The 15974-nt window shown below is 71.4% G+C and carries 18 protein-coding genes and 2 tRNA genes; 6 read left to right on the top strand and 14 right to left on the bottom strand.

What is annotated here, in order from left to right; translation table 11 throughout:
- Window positions 1-204: 204 nt before the first annotated feature.
- Both ACIBEC_RS31330 and ACIBEC_RS31325 read right to left on the bottom strand, forming a co-directional pair.
- A complete protein-coding gene (locus ACIBEC_RS31330; protein ID WP_396289428.1) occupies window positions 205-474 on the bottom strand; it encodes a hemerythrin HHE cation-binding protein in 270 nt (89 codons plus the stop codon).
- A 242-nt stretch (window positions 475-716) separates the two neighbouring features.
- Window positions 717-1007 carry a DUF6296 family protein gene (locus ACIBEC_RS31325; protein WP_396289425.1) on the bottom strand — a complete coding sequence of 97 codons (291 nt, stop codon included), beginning with the start codon at window positions 1005-1007 and terminating at the stop codon, window positions 717-719.
- 625 nt (window positions 1008-1632) lie between these two features.
- On the opposite strand from ACIBEC_RS31325, the gene ACIBEC_RS31320 reads away from it, so the two are divergent.
- Window positions 1633-2187, top strand: coding sequence for a hypothetical protein (locus ACIBEC_RS31320; protein ID WP_360502776.1), 555 nt, complete (start codon window positions 1633-1635; stop codon window positions 2185-2187).
- Between the two features lie 601 nt (window positions 2188-2788).
- Here ACIBEC_RS31320 and ACIBEC_RS31315 read toward each other — a convergent pair.
- The gene (locus ACIBEC_RS31315) at window positions 2789-3217 is read right to left on the bottom strand and encodes a hypothetical protein (protein ID WP_360502778.1); all 429 of its coding nucleotides are present in this window, start codon (window positions 3215-3217) and stop codon (window positions 2789-2791) included.
- Between the two features lie 292 nt (window positions 3218-3509).
- On the opposite strand from ACIBEC_RS31315, the gene ACIBEC_RS31310 reads away from it, so the two are divergent.
- The 4 genes from ACIBEC_RS31310 (at window position 3510) to ACIBEC_RS31295 (ending at window position 8066) form a co-directional block, all read left to right on the top strand.
- Window positions 3510-4655: a beta-propeller fold lactonase family protein gene (locus ACIBEC_RS31310; RefSeq protein WP_360502780.1), complete on the top strand. Its 1146-nt coding sequence runs from the start codon at window positions 3510-3512 to the stop codon at window positions 4653-4655.
- Window positions 4656-4960: 305 nt separating this feature from the next.
- Complete coding sequence (locus ACIBEC_RS31305; protein WP_360502783.1) at window positions 4961-5266, top strand: hypothetical protein; 306 nt, start codon at window positions 4961-4963, stop codon at window positions 5264-5266.
- 314 nt (window positions 5267-5580) lie between these two features.
- The gene (locus ACIBEC_RS31300) at window positions 5581-6372 is read left to right on the top strand and encodes a hypothetical protein (protein WP_360502785.1); all 792 of its coding nucleotides are present in this window, start codon (window positions 5581-5583) and stop codon (window positions 6370-6372) included.
- A 311-nt stretch (window positions 6373-6683) separates the two neighbouring features.
- On the top strand, window positions 6684-8066 hold the full coding sequence (locus ACIBEC_RS31295) for a prolyl oligopeptidase family serine peptidase (protein WP_360502788.1): 1383 nt from the start codon (window positions 6684-6686) through the stop codon (window positions 8064-8066).
- A gap of 343 nt (window positions 8067-8409) precedes the next feature.
- Here the strand turns inward: ACIBEC_RS31295 and ACIBEC_RS31290 are convergent, their stop codons facing one another.
- Together ACIBEC_RS31290 and ACIBEC_RS31285 are read right to left on the bottom strand one after the other, a co-directional pair.
- Entirely contained in the window at window positions 8410-8946 is a 537-nt protein-coding gene (locus ACIBEC_RS31290) for a GNAT family N-acetyltransferase (protein WP_360502790.1), read from the bottom strand.
- Window positions 8940-9425: a rhodanese-like domain-containing protein gene (locus ACIBEC_RS31285; protein WP_360502792.1), complete on the bottom strand. Its 486-nt coding sequence runs from the start codon at window positions 9423-9425 to the stop codon at window positions 8940-8942. Before ACIBEC_RS31285 ends, ACIBEC_RS31290 begins: the two co-directional genes overlap by 7 nt.
- A 377-nt stretch (window positions 9426-9802) precedes the next feature.
- On the opposite strand from ACIBEC_RS31285, the gene ACIBEC_RS31280 reads away from it, so the two are divergent.
- On the top strand, window positions 9803-10594 hold the full coding sequence (locus ACIBEC_RS31280) for a phytanoyl-CoA dioxygenase family protein (protein WP_360502795.1): 792 nt from the start codon (window positions 9803-9805) through the stop codon (window positions 10592-10594).
- A 186-nt stretch (window positions 10595-10780) separates the two neighbouring features.
- On the opposite strand, the gene ACIBEC_RS31275 is transcribed toward ACIBEC_RS31280, so the two are convergent.
- From ACIBEC_RS31275 to ACIBEC_RS31235, 9 genes are all read right to left on the bottom strand, one after another.
- Window positions 10781-11668 (bottom strand): hypothetical protein, encoded by an 888-nt coding sequence (locus ACIBEC_RS31275; RefSeq protein WP_360502797.1) that lies wholly within the window; start codon window positions 11666-11668, stop codon window positions 10781-10783.
- A gap of 10 nt (window positions 11669-11678) precedes the next feature.
- Window positions 11679-12242 carry a papain-like cysteine protease family protein gene (locus tag ACIBEC_RS31270; RefSeq protein ID WP_360502800.1) on the bottom strand — a complete coding sequence of 188 codons (564 nt, stop codon included), beginning with the start codon at window positions 12240-12242 and terminating at the stop codon, window positions 11679-11681.
- A gap of 213 nt (window positions 12243-12455) precedes the next feature.
- On the bottom strand, window positions 12456-12638 hold the full coding sequence (locus ACIBEC_RS31265) for an alpha/beta hydrolase (protein WP_360502803.1): 183 nt from the start codon (window positions 12636-12638) through the stop codon (window positions 12456-12458).
- 43 nt (window positions 12639-12681) lie between these two features.
- On the bottom strand, window positions 12682-13212 hold the full coding sequence (locus ACIBEC_RS31260) for a hypothetical protein (protein WP_360502804.1): 531 nt from the start codon (window positions 13210-13212) through the stop codon (window positions 12682-12684).
- 597 nt (window positions 13213-13809) lie between these two features.
- Window positions 13810-13894 (bottom strand) — tRNA-Ser (locus tag ACIBEC_RS31255).
- Between the two features lie 10 nt (window positions 13895-13904).
- Window positions 13905-13976: transfer RNA gene (locus ACIBEC_RS31250), tRNA-Gln, on the bottom strand.
- A gap of 253 nt (window positions 13977-14229) precedes the next feature.
- Window positions 14230-14487: a hypothetical protein gene (locus ACIBEC_RS31245; RefSeq protein WP_360502807.1), complete on the bottom strand. Its 258-nt coding sequence runs from the start codon at window positions 14485-14487 to the stop codon at window positions 14230-14232.
- Window positions 14480-14689, bottom strand: a complete 210-nt coding sequence (locus tag ACIBEC_RS31240; RefSeq protein ID WP_360502809.1) for a hypothetical protein — start codon at window positions 14687-14689, stop codon at window positions 14480-14482. The genes ACIBEC_RS31245 and ACIBEC_RS31240 overlap by 8 nt, the downstream gene beginning before the upstream one ends.
- Window positions 14690-14986: 297 nt before the next feature.
- Complete coding sequence (locus ACIBEC_RS31235) at window positions 14987-15511, bottom strand: tyrosine protein phosphatase (RefSeq protein WP_360502811.1); 525 nt, start codon at window positions 15509-15511, stop codon at window positions 14987-14989.
- Between the last annotated feature and the right edge of the window lie 463 nt (window positions 15512-15974).

Raw genomic sequence — 15974 nt, 5'->3', positions numbered from 1 at the left:
CGAACACCCCGAGCCCGGTCCTGGACCCGCCCGTCATATCGCCGTCCCGGGGCCTTGTCGGTTGACAACAGTCGGGCATACCGGTTCCTTGCATCTCTGGTGCGGTCGCACGCCCCTTTCCGACGTGTGGCCGGAAGCACCGGCCGTCAAACCGGCTCTCGGGCACGAACCGTGTCGGCGCGCGGCGTCGGTGGCCCGGGCCGTTCACTCGGTGGCGCTGGGCACCTTCAGGGGGTCGCGGGTGGCGGTCCTCTTCGCCTCTTCGAGCCGGTCGCCCAGCTCCTGGAGGCGGTTGCGGCCCATGGCCTTGCGGACGTCGGGGAACCAGTCCTGTTCCTCCTCCTCGACGTGGTGGCGCACGTTCTCCATCAACACCGTCATCTTCGCGTCGAACCGCTCGTCCTGCGGGTCCAGCCCCGCCAGTTCGGAGAGCATCCACACCACCACGTGGTGCTCCTCAATGCTCTCCAACACGGTCGCACAGGTACCCGCCGAGCGAGCCCCCAGACAGGCACCCGGAGTGGACCACTCGCATGCCGCAGGACCCGAGCGGCCTCGGCGACAAGCCCGCCGCCCCCGCGCAACGAGAGGGGTGTCTCCCCGTCCGCGGGGCAGCCGGTTCGCCGACGCGGACGGCACGGGAGGACCGGGGGTTCGTTCTGTTCGCCGACGGGTGCCCCCGGAACCGACCGGCCCGGCGGCACGAAGCCGTACCGTCATGGCAGGGGTGCGGTTTCCACGACCTGGATCCGGGCGGGGCAAGTCAGCACTCGGTGGCGCCCCTCTGCGGTGATCTCGACCTGCAGACGACCGTCACAGTCGGTGTAGACGAGATGCCCGGCGGGGCCCAGTCGGCTCGTGGCCGCGACCGGCGAAGACCTGAGGACGCCGGTGGAATCGCGTAGCCACAGGAGATAGCCGGTCGCATACGGGCGGGGCGGCCCGGTGGTGGTGACCGGCTTCACGGGCTCAGCCCCGCGGAGCGCTCGGACAGGGCTGCCACTCATGGCGCCAGGCTGTCGGCGGCCGGCGGCTCCGGGCCCTCGTCTTCCTCCGCATCGCCCTCGGCCTTTGCCCGTACGTCCCGCGGGGTGGGAGCCACGATGCTCCGTTCCTCCGCGGACCGATCCCGCGTCTCCTCGTCGGGCCGAGTGTCGTCGTTCTTTCCGCTGCGGGAGGTGCCCATTGCGTCGTCCTTTCGTCAGTTTCAGGGTCGAGGTCCTCGGACCGGGCCGCAACGCGAGCCCGTCCGCAGGCGTCACCCCGGGAGGTGACGTCCTCGGTCCGCACGGCGGGAAGCAGGTCCTGCGGCCCAGGTGGGCGCTCCCTCGCTCGACCACAGGTTGCATCGGTAACCTCCGTTGCGCCGCCGTCGGAATCCCGCGTGTACCCGGGGCGGCCGGGCTCCACGCGGCCGTTTCCGACCGTCACTGACCCGGGCGACTGTGCCGCGTCGTTTCCGTCCCGTCCCGTTGGGCAGTCGCGAGAACCGGGAGCCGACAACAATCGCGAGCCGACGACAGCGGAAAGGGTGTTCACCAAGGGCCGGCGGACGGGCACCGGGGACGAAGGTCCTGCCACGACCGACCACCCCGGCCGCCTGAGCGGCGCACACGTCGAAGGAGTGACGACATGACGGACCCGGACGGCGAGCGCCTCCTCGCGCTCTACCTCAACGACCACCTGGCCGGCTCCTACGCCGGTGCGGCACTCGCGCACCGGATCGCCCGCGAGCACCAGGCAGAGCCCGCCGCATCCGAACTCCGCGCCCTCGCCCAGGAGATCACCGAGGACCGCGACGAGCTCGTCCACCTGATGCGGGCCCTCGGCGCACGGCCCCGGTGGCGCCGGATGCTGATGGGCGCCGCCGTCGAAAAGGCCGGCCGGCTGAAACTCAACGGGCGCCTGGTCCACCGGTCCCCGCTCAGTGACCTCCTGGAGCTGGAGGCCATGCGCTCGGGGGTCCAGGGCAAGCTCGCACTCTGGCGGGCGCTGCGGGCGGCGACCACCGACGACCTGCTCGACGCCCGCCTGCGACGGCTGGAGACCCGGGCCCAGCACCAGGCGGACATCCTCGATACCCGGCAGACCGAAGCCGCCCAGGTGCTGCCGCCGGTGCGCCCCCGAAAACGGCCCATGCCGGAACGCCCGCAACCCGTCCGGCCCGCAGGACCGCAAGTCCTGTGACCGACCTGCCGGGATTCGGAAGGAGCGAAGGAATCCCCGGCTCTCGACCGCAGGCCCCCACCGGGAGAACGAGCGCGGCGACAGCACCGGAACCCGCAACGTCCACCGACCGCGATCCGGTCCCTGTTCTCCTACGCAGCTCTCCAGCACCCCGAACACGCCCTGCTCATCCAGCGCGTCCTGAAATGAACGCGCCGCCGGCAGCATCGGTCGGCGCCCGCATCACCTCACTCGCCTCCTCGCCGCGACCGTGCCGAGTCGGCAGCTCGGAAATGTGCACCGCCCCATCGCCGGGCACGATCGACGCCTCAACGGCCTGGCGGTACGCGACGATCGCAAGAAAACCGCTCCCTTCTCGCCGTCCTGGGCCTCGTGCAGCCGGCCGATGCCACCGCACAGGGCCGGTAGCCTCGCGTGCCTCACTGATATCTGGGGGGTCGTGAGGCACGTACGACACGGGGGGAGACGTCGGAGAGGTCACGCTCGGTGTGTCGGCACCGGGCTCCCTGTCGTCGGCACATCAGGCACAGCTCCTTGCCGCCCCGCGCGCCGATCGGCGGCAAGGGGGGCAACGGTGGCCCTCCGCGCGGGGCCTCTCCGGCTAGGAGGACGGCTTCGGCCCGGGGTCGGCGCAGTACTTGAGGCAGGGGCAGGCCCTTTCGTCGCGGGCGCCCCTGTTCGTGATGTGCCGGCACCTGAGGAGCATGTGGTGCTTGCCGTAGCTGTGGCCGCAGGTGGTGCAGGACGGCCAGGGCTCGGTGCGGTACTCGCCGCAGTTGCAGTACGTCTCATTCATGTAGCCGACCCAGTCGCCGGCGCCGTCATAGATGTCCCCCGAGGCTGAAACCCGCTCGGAGCAGCCGCTCCCGTCGTGATCCCTGTGGCCGCAGCTCGCACAGTCCGGTCCGCGCGGTGGGGCGTCTCTCAGCGGTGGGAAGGGTGAGCCGGTCCGCCAGACGGCGACGACGGCCACGACCACGCCCGCCAGCGTGACGATTCCCACCAGACCGATGACGGTCTGCGCAGCCATGAGCGCCCCCGTGTGCGACCGGTTCCCCAGGCACCATCAGAGCAGCCGTCGGCCGTTCGCGTCGACGTCCCCGGCCAGAAGACCGTCCGGCTCACCGAGTGACCCGGGCCGCCGAGCCCTCCCATATCCCGCATCTCCGATCAAACGTCACATACCTTGCCAGCGAGCAGAAGCGAGGACGCGTCCTGCGTCCGTCGCCCCGTCACTGCGCGCCCGGCCGCGGCAGCCGAATCCGGCCCGACCCAGGGCCCGGGCTTCGGCGAAGCCCCGGCCCTCAAGGAGGCAGCACACCGTGCAGAAGATCACTCGACTCGCCGTCGCCGTCGCAACCGCCCTCGCGACCGCGGCCGTTGGTGCCCCGGCCGCGTCCGCCGCGTACGGCGGCGTGGGCCATCCCCGCGGCGGAGACCACGCCGTCTTCGTCCAGAACGACAACCCTGCGGGCAACCAGGTCATCGCCTACCGGCGAGCGGACGACGGCCACCTCACCCCTGCCGGCACCTACGACACCCACGGCCTCGGCGGCGTGCTGGCCGGATCCGTCGCCGACCACCTGGCCTCCCAGGGTTCCCTCACCTACGACCCGCGCCACGCCCTGCTGTACGCCGTGAACGCCGGCAGCGATACCGTCTCCGTCTTCTCGGTGGACGGCGACCGGCTCGCGCTGCGGCAGGTGGTGGGCTCCGGCGGCCGCTTCCCGGTGAGCGTCGCCGTGCACAACAACGTCGTCTACGTGCTCAACGCCCTGGACGGCGGCTCGATCCAGGGCTACACGGTCCGCGATGGACGCCTCCACAAGGAGGCGGGACGCAACCGCTGCCTCGGGCTCGACCCGAACGCCACGCCCCAGTTCACCACCACCCCGGGTCAGGTCGGCTTCACCGGCGAAGGCTCCCAGCTCGTCGTCACCACCAAGGCGAACAGCAACAGCCTCCTGGTGTTCAACCTCGACCGCTCCGGCGCCCCCGCCGACACCCCCGTCACCACCCTGCTGCCCGGCGCCGTCCCCTTCGCGTTCGTCCCCAACGGCCGCCACGGCCTGTTCCTCACCGAGGCCGGCACGAACGCCGTGGCGACCTTCACGATCCACCCCGACGGCACCGCCACGCAGGAGGCGTTCGCAGCCACGAACCAGGCGGCCACCTGCTGGATCGTCGCCGTCCACGACCTGCTCTACACCTCCAACGCGGGCAGCTCGACCCTCACCGGCTTCCGCACCGCCGACCGAGGCCGCCGGCTGACCGCCCTGGGCAACACGCCCACCGACCCCGGCACCGTCGACGCCGCGGTCTCCTCCGACCGGCACTACCTCTACGCCCAGACCGGCGTCCACGGCATCCTCGACGAGTTCGCGGTCAACGACGACGGCTCCCTCACCCCGCTCGGCTCCCAGACCGTCCCCGACGGCGCCGGCGGCGAAGGCATCGTCGCCTTCTGACGGGGAGGACGTTCATGAGCGTCTCCCGGCGGGGGCCGGACCACCCTCTGACCGACCTGGGGTCCTCAACGGGATTCGTCAGCCCCGTCCGGGAGCCGCTCGGGTACATCCACCGCCTGCCCTGGGACGGAAGCCTCGCACAGCGCGGCGGCGGAGGCCGGAGAGAGATCGAGGCCGGCGGAGCGGCGGAATGGGCCTGATCGGGCGGGGCGAACGGAGTATGCCCTTCCCGTGTTCTCTCGTCCCGGCGGCGCGTGCCGTGCCGTGCGACTGCCGGCGGTGCCGTCTCCCTGACTCTCGCCGTCGTGCCCGGCACCGTCCAGGCCCGGGCTGCCGGCATCTGCACCACCATCGGCAGTACCACCTACCCCGTGCCTGCCAACGCCACCTCCGGAACCTTCACCGTCGTCGGCGACGGCGGCGGGGCAGGGGAGCGGTGTCGCCGGCTTCGCAACGCCGGGATACGGCGCTGGAGCGGGCGGCTACGTCCGGTGCAGCTGCTGCTGACCGGACCCCTCAACGGGGCGAGCGGCATCGGCGTCACCGCCGAACCGACCGGCGGCTCCGCGCACCCCACCACGGCACCGGTCATGCTGCTGTCGTTCACCTGACCCGCCAGGGTCCGACCGTCCTCCCGCCGGGCTGGCGCGCTGGGCGAACGACGGGTTGTGAGAATCACGAGAAACCGAGCGAGGGGAAAGCGAGGAGCACGGCCGACGCGGGACCGGCTACTGCGGGGGCCAGGACGCCGGCGGGGCGGCGCGATGTGGGCGGACCTGACCTACTGCGCTCAGGGCACCGGCGAAGGTCCCGTGACCGACTGCAGCAGAGCCGCCCGCTTGGACATCGATGGCGGTACCGAGCCTCCGGGGCTGGCATGATCCATGTCGTCAGAATCGACATCACCGGGGGATTCGCCACCATCATGTCCATCAGATCTCGGGGCGCCGCCCTGGCGGCCGTCGCCGCGCTCGGCCTGAGCGCCGCCTGCACGCCCACGTCCACGTCGACGTCCGCATCCACGTCCGCATCGACCGGCACCACCGTCACCGCCACCGCGCCCACGAGTGCGGCCACGAGTGCTGCGAGCACTCCGGGTTCGACCGCGGCGACCAGTGCGCCCGCCCCGGCCACCACCACGCCACCGGCACCGGAGCCGGCACCGGTCGGCGATCGGGGCCCGGGCTGCCGGACCGACGACCACGACCAGAGCAAGCCGACCGCCACCCCGCCCGGGACGGAGTTCAAGCCGCTGGGCTCGCTGCTGGTCCCCACCTCCCGCACCACGGGCCCGCTCCTCTACGAGGGCGGCTTCTGGCACTGCTTCGCGCACACCCCCGAAGGGGCCTCCAGGGCCGCCGCGGTGCTCGCGGCGATCGACACCGGCCACGACGACTGGGAGCAGGCCGCCCGGGCCCAGATCTACCCGCCGAGCGCCGCCAAGGAATACGCCGACCACCGGCTCCAGGACCCGCTCCACGCCGAGGGCATCGGCTCGGTGAAGGTGGTCGCCTTCTCCGTCATGACCTACACGCCGGAGCGGGCCATGGTCATGCTGATCGTCGACCTTCCGGGTGCCCGGCCCGGAAGCCACAACTCGACGACCGCCAACCTCCGCTGGGCGGACGGCGACTGGCGGCTGGACATGTCGGCCGAAGGCCACCTGCCCAAACTCGGCCCGGGCCTCAGCGGCACCAACGGGTTCGTCACCTGGTAGCGGCTCAGAGCCGGTAGCGGCAGGGCCCGCGCTGTCCGCGGCAGAACCGAGCCGCGGCGACCGGGCACGGCTCGGGCAGGCCGTACGCGTCGGTGGGGGACGGGACTCGGGGGGACGGGACTCGGGGGAACGCCGCGGGTCGGGTGCGTCGGGTGCGTGGGGGTCCGGCTGGGGCTTCGCACGGAGGAGGTGGGGCTTTCCCCACCTCGAGGTGGGGAGTTCGCCGGATCTGCGGCGACTCCCCTGGCTGGCACGATCTCTATCAGCAGCCGGCCGACCGGTCGGGTGCGCAGATCGCGGGGGGAATGGCAATGCGGGTTCGATGGATGGTGCCGCTGGTGGCCGCGGCGGTGGCACTGGTCGCGGGAGCGTCGACGGCGACGGCGACGGCGACGGCGGCCCCGGCCGCACAGCAAGCCGTGCAGGATGTGGACTTCCGCAGCGGGGACGTCACGTTGCACGGCACGATCACGGAGGCCGCCGGTGCGCCGGGCCCCAGGCCGGGCATCGTCCTGGTGCACGGCGCGGGACCGGAGAAGCGGGCGGGGTACCGGGCCGAGGCCGAGGCGATGGCGCAGGCCGGGTTCGTGGTGCTCAGCTACGACAAACGGACCACCGGCTACTCGATGACCCAGCGGTCGTACTCCCAACTGGCCGATGACGCCCTCGCCGGGGTCCGCACCCTGGCGGAGCGGACGGACGTGGACCCGCACCGGATCGGGCTGTGGGGGTTCAGCGAGGGCGGCTGGGTGGCCCCGCTGGCCGCCAGCCGCTCCGAGCAGGTCTCGTACGTGGTCGTGGTCGGCGCGTCCGGGCCGACCCCGGCCCGGCAGCAGGCGTGGCACCTCGACAACAAGCTGCGGCACGAGGGCGCTTCGGGCTCGCTGCTGGAGACCGTGTCGGTGACGGGCACCCGGTTGCTGAGCGACGCCGGGCTGTTCCCCGAGGCGGACTACGACCCGGTACCGGTGCTGGAGCACCTGCACCAGCCGGTGCTCGCCCTGTGGGGCAACGACAAGCAGGTTCCGCCGGCCGAGAGCGCCGCCGTCCTCGCCGACGCACTGCACCGGGGCGGCAACGACGATCTGACGCTGCGCTTCTTCCCGCAGGCGGACCACAAACTGCACGTCTCCGCGGACGGGTTCGCGCGGGGCGAGCAGCTGACGCCGGGCTACGTCGACACCGTGGCCGCCTGGGTGGCCGGCCACGGCCACCGGGTGAACGACCCGCTGCCCCGGCAGGACCGCCGGAGCCAGGCCCTGGCCTCGGTCCCGGCCTATCAGGGCTCGGTGGCGCAGGCCGCCGCCTTCCTGCTGATGGCCCTCGCCTTCGCCGGCTACCTACTGTCGGGCCTGGTACGGCGGCTGCGCCGGCGTCCCGTGGCACCGGGCGGCAGGGCCGCGCGATGGTTGGCCGGTACCGGCCTGGCGGCCACGCTCGGATTCCTCGGCTATTTCCTCTTCGTGACGACAACGCTCGCCACCGGGCCGCAGCTCGGCGGGCGCCCGCTGGTCTGGTCCGTCCTGCAACTGCTGGCCGTCGGCACGGTGGTGGCCACCGGCGTGACGGCGGTGCAGGCGTGGCGCGGCCGGCGTTCGGCATCGGCCGGCGCGCGGGTCCGGCTCGGCGGGCTGCTGGTGGCAGGCGCGGTGTTCGTACCGTGGGCGCTCTTCTGGGGCCTGCTGCTGCCGTGACCGCACGCGCCGCGAGAGAGCGCCTCGCAGAGGAGCCGACGAGCGGATGACCGGATGAGCGGATGAACAAAGGGCACCGGGAGAACCCGGTGCCCTCACTTCGTTCACTCCAAGGAGAGCGGGACGGACTCAGTTGATCGGACCGCAGTCGTGGGTCTGGCGGTCTCCCACCACCTCACCGCCCTGCACCGGGCCGGCTTCGTCCTGAAGTCCCGGGAACAGCACCGGGTCTACTGCCAACTGAGCGAACGCGGCCGCGCCTGGCTGCCGTGTACGGCCGATAGTGCCGGCACCGGGGGTGGCGCCGCACGCTCAACGGCCGACCGTCCGGCCGTCCGGACGGCTACGGCCAGACGGCGTGACCGCCCGCAGGCGCTCGGGTCGGGTTTTCCGCCGGGCGGGCGGGGAGCGAGGTGGGGAGTGAGAACCTGACCTTGGGCCGGGCGTGGGCCCCCGCGCGGTGGTAGAAGCGGATGGCGTCGGTGTTCCAGTCGGGCGTCTGCCACTCCATGTGTGCGGCGCCGCGGGCCGCCGCCGCGTCCTTCACGGCGTCGAGCAGGGCGTGCCCCCAGCCCTCTCCCCGGTGCGGTTCGGTGACGAACAGGCAGTCCAGGTGGACGTAGTCGGCCGCCTGCCAGGTGGAGAACTCCCGGGAGCAGGTGGCGTAGCCGATCAGCTCGCCTCCGTGGTCGACGACGAGGCACCAGGCTCTCGGGTGTGCCGAGAACAGCACGGGTTCCAGGCGGGCGGCGAGGTCGGCGGGCACGGGTTCGGCGTGTTCGAAGGCGGCGTGGGCCGCGCACAGGCGGGCTATCGCCGGCAGGTCGGCCGCGGTGGCCGGACGGATCACGCCGCCCGGCCGTGCGGTGTCCGTCAGCATGCGCAGGAGATGCCCGAGCGCGGGGCGGTCAGGTCGTCGACGGGGCGCTGCTCGGTGCCGGCGGCGGTGTCGAAGGCGAAGCCCTCGCGTACCCAGTACTCGAAGCCGCCGAGCATTTCCTTGACCTGGTAGCCGAGGCGGGCGAAGGTCAGCGCCGCGCGGGTCGCGCCGTTGCAGCCGGGGCCCCAGCAGTAGGTGACCACGGTGCAGGCCGGGTCGATCAGCTGCGGTGCCAGGTCGGCGATCCGCGCGGTGGGGATGTGGAGGGCACCGGGGATGCGGCCCTGGTCCCAGGCGGCCTGGCTGCGGGTGTCGACCATCACGACGCCGGGTGCGCCGGATGCCAGATCGGCGTGGACGTCGGAGACGTCCGCCTCGAAGGCGAGACGGGCGGCGAAGTGGGCGGCGGCCTCGGCCGGGGCGGCGGCGGGCACGCTCAGGACGGCACTGGCGATCTCGGCGGAAGCGGTGGCAGACATGGGGGTACCTCTCGTTCTGGCTGGTCGGGACGGGGTCCGGTGGGCCGGTGGGCCGGTGGGCCGGTGACGGGTTTCCCCGGTCGGCGATGGCTCCATCCTGTGATCCCCGGGGCCCGCCCCACGAGTGGCGTAAACGCCTGATATCGCCAATATTCCGCCAGGCGTGCGGAGTGGCCCTGACCGGCTTCGTCGTTTCAAGGTGACGGTGATGGAAGACGGTGGTGGAGGACGGTGGTGGAGGACGGTGGTGGAGGACGGTGGTGGAGGCGGCGACAGGTGGGAGGAGCGGGCAGGTAGGGCCGGCCCGGAGCACACCCGACGAAGGCGGTGCGGAAAATGTCGGGCGATCGGGACCGGTGCCGCTGCACGCTGGGGGCATGGATGACACGACCTTGGTATCCCGCTTCCTGCGCGACGGCTTCGTGAAGCTGGAGGGTGCCGTCGCGCTGCGGGTGGCCGCGGACTGCGCGCGGCTGCTGTGGCGGGAGACCGGCTGCGACCCGGACGATCCGACGACGTGGACGCAACCCGTGCACCGGGTGGCCGGCATGGCGCAGGGGCCGTTCGCCGCCGCGCCCAACTCCCCCTCCCTGCACCGCGCGTACGACCTGCTCGTCGGCGCGGGACGCTGGGAACCGCGCTACTCGCTGGGCACGTTCCCGCTGCGCTTCCCGCACGAGGAGGAGCCGAACGACGCGGGCTGGCACATCGAGGGGAGCTACCTGCCGGAAGGCGAGAGCTGGTACTTCACGAATCTGCGCTCCCGGGAGCGGGCGCTGCTGATGCTGTTCCTGTTCAGCGAGGTCGGCGAGGAGGACGCCCCGACCCGGATCCGGGTCGGCTCCCACCTCGACGTGCCGAAGGTGCTGGAGAAGTACGGAGAGGACGGGGCCAGCGGGCTCGCCATTGCGCCCGACCTGGTGGCGGCGTCCGACCACCGTCCGCTCGCGCTCGCCACCGGGTCCCCGGGCGACGTCTTCCTGTGCCATCCGTTCCTGGTGCACGCGGCGCAACCGCACCACGGGGTGCGGCCGCGCTTCATGGCCCAGCCGCCGCTGATGCCGGCCGCGCCGTACGAACTGGAGCGGGCCGACGGCGCGTACTCACCCGTGGAGATCGCGATCCGCCGGGGCCTGGGACAGGACACCCCGACCACCGGTCCGCGCTGAGGAAAGGCATCAACTGAGGAACACTCAACTGAGGGACACCTCAGCCCAGGAACGCTCGACCTTCCCTGCGGAAGGTCACGGCGCATGCCCGCACGATGTCGCCCCGGCTCCCGGCCTGGAGCCGGGAGCCGGGAGCCGGGAGCCGGGGCGGAGGAAACCGGGGCGGAGGAGACCGGGTTCGGTGGTTCAGTCGGTGGTGCGCCGCCGCCGCCGGACGGCGAAGGCGCCGCCCGCGAGCGCGAGGGCCGCGCTCGAACCGCCGACGAGCACCGCCGTCGAGGGCGTCGAGGACGAGGCGTTCTCCGTCCTCTCCGTCCTCTCCGTGATGCCGTAGCCGCTGGACATGCCGGTGGTGTCGTACCCGGAGCCGGGCAGCTTGTCGGCGTAGCGGGCCTTGACCAGCTTCTGGTAGTCGGGCAGCGAGAGCGAGGCTTGGCCGTTCAGTCCTTGCCGTGCCTGGTCGTTGAGCGGCTCGACCGTGGTGAGCTTGAGCTGGTACCAGCCGCGGATCTGCGGCTCGGTGAACACCAGGGTCCCCACCGTGGCCTTGCCCGCGTACGTGGCGTCGCTGTCGCCGTCGCGCACAGCGGCCAGGTGCCAGCCGCCGCCCTGGGTGGGGGCGAGCATGACGGTGGCGTTGCGCCCGTTGACCGGGGCGTTCAGCGCGGAGACCAGGTAACCCAGCTTGATCGCTTCGGAGGCGATCGGCAGGGCCGTCCCCGCGACGAAGCCGGGGGTGATCTCGTTCAGGGCCAGGGGGTCGTTGACGGTGAACGCCGGGATGCCCTCGCACGGGTCGGCCTTGTCAGGGATCGACTGCGTCGTCCCGGCCCCGTCGCCCTGAGGTACCGGGACGCTGAGGAAGCGACAGACGGTGTTGCGGACGTCGGCCGACTTCACCAGGTCGAGGGCGGCCTGGTAGTCCGGGATGTCCGCCGGTAGCGGGTCCTTGGCCGGGGCCGCGTGGACGGGCCCGGCGAGGGACAGCAGCGCGGACGCGCCCGCTACCAGGACGGTGGCCAGGCCGGAGAGGCCGGAGACCGCCCGCCCGCTGGACGTTCTTGTTTCCTGCATGCCGCCTGCCTTAACGGGAGATGCCGATCCGGGAGTGGGTCCACTTGAACGAGCTGTTGCTGACGTAGTCGTTGTAGTTCCACCACGTGTAGGTGGCGGTGTCCGGCCACGGGTCGGCGACAGCGACGGTGTTGTTCGACGTGTCGAAGCCGTAGACCACGTTCATGTGGCCGCCGCCGGACGTCCACCCGATACGGGCCGCAACCGGCCGTGCCGCCTTGACGTCGGTGTAGACCTGGTTGAACGTGGCCGCGCTGCTCAGGCCCGAGCCCGGGTGCGTCAGGCCGAGGCTGCTCCAGCCCCTGGCCATGTCGTCGAGCGTGGCGGGTTGGTTGTTGCAGCCGTAGTAGGGCTGGGCCCGAGTGCAGAAGTCCGTCTGCGTGCTGCCGTAGCCCTGGAACTTGGCGATGGTCAGCCCGGAGGCGACCCAGCACCACTGGGATTTCTCCTGCTTGTACATATTGATGGTGTCCTGCCCGGCCTCGGCATTGGCCTGGCCTTCGGCGGCGGCGAGCAACGCCGAAGCCGTCAGTGCGACGGCCGTCGCCGTGGTCGCGAACGTGGATCTGCCCATTGTTCCGCCTTCCCGCGCAAGTGCGATGAGTGCCGGGGAATCTGGCAGAGCTATGACAGCACGAAATGACGTCACAACAGATAGTGAGCGAAGGAACTTTACCTGTACGGGTGACTGAGACGCCCCGAAGCTGCGACCCGGGCGGGCGGCCGTGCGTTTCCGTCGGGGTTCCCCGCCGGGACAGGCGCCGTTTCCGGCCGGTACGGCGGCCCGTCAGTCGCTGGGGCAGCCCGTGCCCGGCGCCGGGAGCGTGCCCCGCGTCAGGAAGGCGTCGACGGCGGCACGGATGCAGGTGCTCCGGGCGTTGGCCGTGTGCCCGTCGCCGCCGCGGGTGAGCAGGACGGCGTTGCCGAGTTCGGCGGTGACCCCATTCGAGGCCGGCCTGCGACGAGCCACGGCCTGGTCCAGCTGCAGCTGCGCCGCCGCCCTTGAAACGCCCCTACGGGGCGAAGATCGTGGCCGGCTTCTGCCGCACGCTCTCCAGGCTCTTCAGGCAGAGGGTGTACTTGTCGCTGCGCCGCTCGTAGGTGAAGTAGCCGTCGGCGTCAGGGAAGGACTTCCGGCACACGTGCTCACCGTCGTTGGTGTCCTCCACGCGGCCCACGACCCGGGCTTCGGCCCTCGGGTCGGAGCAGGGGACCACGACGACGTCGGCGTTGCTGTCGACGACACCCGACAGGACGATCGGGTTGTTGTTGTGGATGCAGTCGCCGGCCTTGGCGAACTCGGGGTCGCCCTTCTCGATGAAGACGATCAGCGAGACCAGGATCACCGGGATGAGCACACCGAGGATCGTGGGCCGCAGGTACACCGGCTTGCCGGGGTTCATCGGCGCCCGGGGCGCGCCGGGCACCGGCTCCGGCAGCTTGTTGACCTTCAGGCGCTGCGGGATGTTGATCAGCATGACGATGGGGTTGACGATCATCGAGGGGATGCCCCACCAGCCCTGCCAGAGGCTGTCGGAGGTCATCTCGCGGTGCGTGGCGATGCCACAGCTACGGCAGAACGGTCCCCGGCGCTTCAGGTACTTCAAGATCACGACGAGGCCAACGTGCCCGCGGAAGGTCGCATCCACGGCCGGGACGGAGCCGCAGGACTGGCAGCTGAGTTGCCCGTCGCCGTAGCCGGACAGGCCCGGGTCCGCGGCGTCGGAAGTGGGCGCGGCGGGCTCGATGGGCGCAGCGGGCTCGGTGGGCGCGGCGCCGTGGGGCAGCTCGGCAGACTGAGTGGAAATGGTGAATCCCCCGTGATGATCAAGAGCGTGTGCCTCCGCAACCTATCGCTGCTCGAACGTCAGGAGCGCCGATAAAAGCCCTGGTGGGCAGAAGGTCGCCGAACCGTGATCACAAATCGGTCGATCGATACCGAAACTCCCCGGACACGGGCCGGACGCGCGAACGCGCTGTGACCGAGCACCTCGACTGGAGAGTCGAGCGAGCCTGTGACCAGCGGAGACCCCGATGGTCGCGGCCGAGGAGCGTCACCGTGTTGCTCGCAGTAGCGGTCACCGTTGTCGAGCGCTCGCCCCGCCTGTCGGCTGGCTCCTCCATGACGCTGCCGCGTCGCGCGGAGAGTGCGCGGATCGAACGCGCGCGGGTGTGACCCCGACGACGGCTTAGCAAGCCGCTGCCTTACCACTCGGCCAACTCTCCATGTGCTGCGCTGCCGGACGAGGATTCGAACCCCGATCGCCTGATCCAGAGTCAGGCGTGCTGCCCGTTGCACCATCCGGCACGGTGGGCGGCACACGGAAATGGGCCGCCCGGGCGGGGAACAGTCCCCGGGGCGGCCCGGCAGGAAGCCGGTCAGCGCACTACGAGGACGTCCCGCTGCTCATCTGGGGACTTGAGGAGCGCTGATACGACTGGGTACGGGTGACGGTGTTCACGGTCGCGCTCCTTCCTGGGCCTGTGCGGCGCGATGTGCCCACTCTGCCGGACCACCGCCCGCGGGGACAACCGGTTTTCGCGCCCCCGCCCGAGCGGAGTCAGCGGACCTCGACATAGGCAACGAGGACGATCGTGCCCAGGACCGTAGGGACGTACGCGACGCGCACCCCGTCCTTGGCGTACTCGCGCACCGGGCTGTCGGCGCGCATCTGGACGCCGGCGGTCTTCGGGGCCAGTGCGATGGTGTCCAGGTGGGGGTCCAGGCTGGCGAGGGCGGTGTCGTCCATGTCGGCGATCTGTCGCTCGGCAACCTCGTGGAAGAGGACGGTGGCGCGGCGGGTCGCACGGTCAGGCAACGCGCTGCTCCCCGGTGGCCTGGGTGTCGTTGACGAGGCCGCCTTCGGCTTTGATGTCGTCCCAGGTGCGGCAACCGTTCAGATCGATGCCGCGGTCGGCCAGGTCGAGCAGGACGTACGCCAGGGTCGGGTCCTCCAGCGCCGCGTCACGGGCCGTGGCGCGCAGCGCTTCGGCCTCGTCGGGGTCGAACACCATCCGCATCACGGCCTCCAAGCGCCTGGGCGATGCATCGAGGCTAGCGCAGCCGGCCGCGCTGCGGGGCCGCCCCGCTCTGCGACAAAAGCCGGCGAAAGCCCGGCGGGTGCCGGCGGGTGCCGGCTCAAGGTGACGAGGTGCGTGGATGGTGCGGCGGCTACTTGGAGACCGTCATCGCCTCCCGCCCACCTGACGGCCCAGGGAGCGGGCGGCCCGACAGGGCGGTCGGCCGTCCGCCCCCGGTCCACGCCGGACTGACCGCCCACGGGGACTTCGGTCCCGTCGAGGGCACCGTCAACCGGATCATCCGGTGGAATCGGTGGAATCTGATGTGTCGACCTCACAGTATGTGAGCAGTTCCATCGTCCACTCTCGCTGTTCGGCTGTGTCCGGGACGGCGAGCCCGCGAGCCCGTTCGATCAAGTCCCAGGCGGTGCCGGGATCGATGCCGTTGAGGATGAGGAGGGCGGCGGCGAGGAGGGATGAGCGTCCGATGCCGGCTCGGCAGTGGGTGACGATGTGTGCGCCTTCGCGTAGGTGCTCGGCGAGCCTGTGAAGGGTGGGCAGGATCGTGGCGAGGTCGGGGACGGTGCGGTCGGGGATGGGTATCGCGACGAACTGCAGCCCGGCGGCGAGGGCTTCCCGGGGTTCGTCCGCGAGGCCGAGTTCGTCGAGTTCGGGGCCGGTGAGTGCGCCGACGAGGATGTCGACGCCGTGGTCTTTCAGTGCGGTCATCTCGTCCTCGAGCCAGTCGAGGCCACGAGGTCTGGCCATGGTGCTCAGGCGCCCTGGGCCGGGGAGGTCGACGGAGAAGAGGTCGGGTCGCATGTCAGCAGCACTTTCGGTCGGTGGAGCCAGGTGGTGATCGGACGGTCAGGAGCAGGGGTCCGCCGGGTTCGGCGCGGCGCTCGATCGGGGCCGGGCCGGGCCGGGCCGGCTGGGATTGTCACGTCGGCGAGACGCCCGGGAAGGCGGTCGAGGGCGCTCTGGCCGTGGTCGACGGCGACGCGTTCCTCTTCGGTGAGCGGAATACTCACCGCGCATGAGCTGCAAGTAGGCCTCGGATTAGACGAGTTGGGCTTCGTCGATTCATCGGGAGTGCAGAAGTCGCAGCGGGCGCAGGCCATCTGGGCGGCTCCGGTCGGGCGCCCACTCCCGGAGACCAACGGCGTGATCGGCCACAGCAGCGTAGACACCGTGTGGTCCATTGGCAGGGCAAGGCCTTCGGATGTCATGTGTGACGCGGTGGGTATGTTCGCGTTTACCTGGCTTGGCACTTCGACGTGTGCGC

Origin of the sequence: Kitasatospora sp. NPDC051164 (assembly GCF_044455625.1) — a bacterium.
GTDB lineage: Bacteria > Actinomycetota > Actinomycetes > Streptomycetales > Streptomycetaceae > Kitasatospora.
This window is presented reverse-complemented; position numbering and strand designations above follow the sequence as displayed.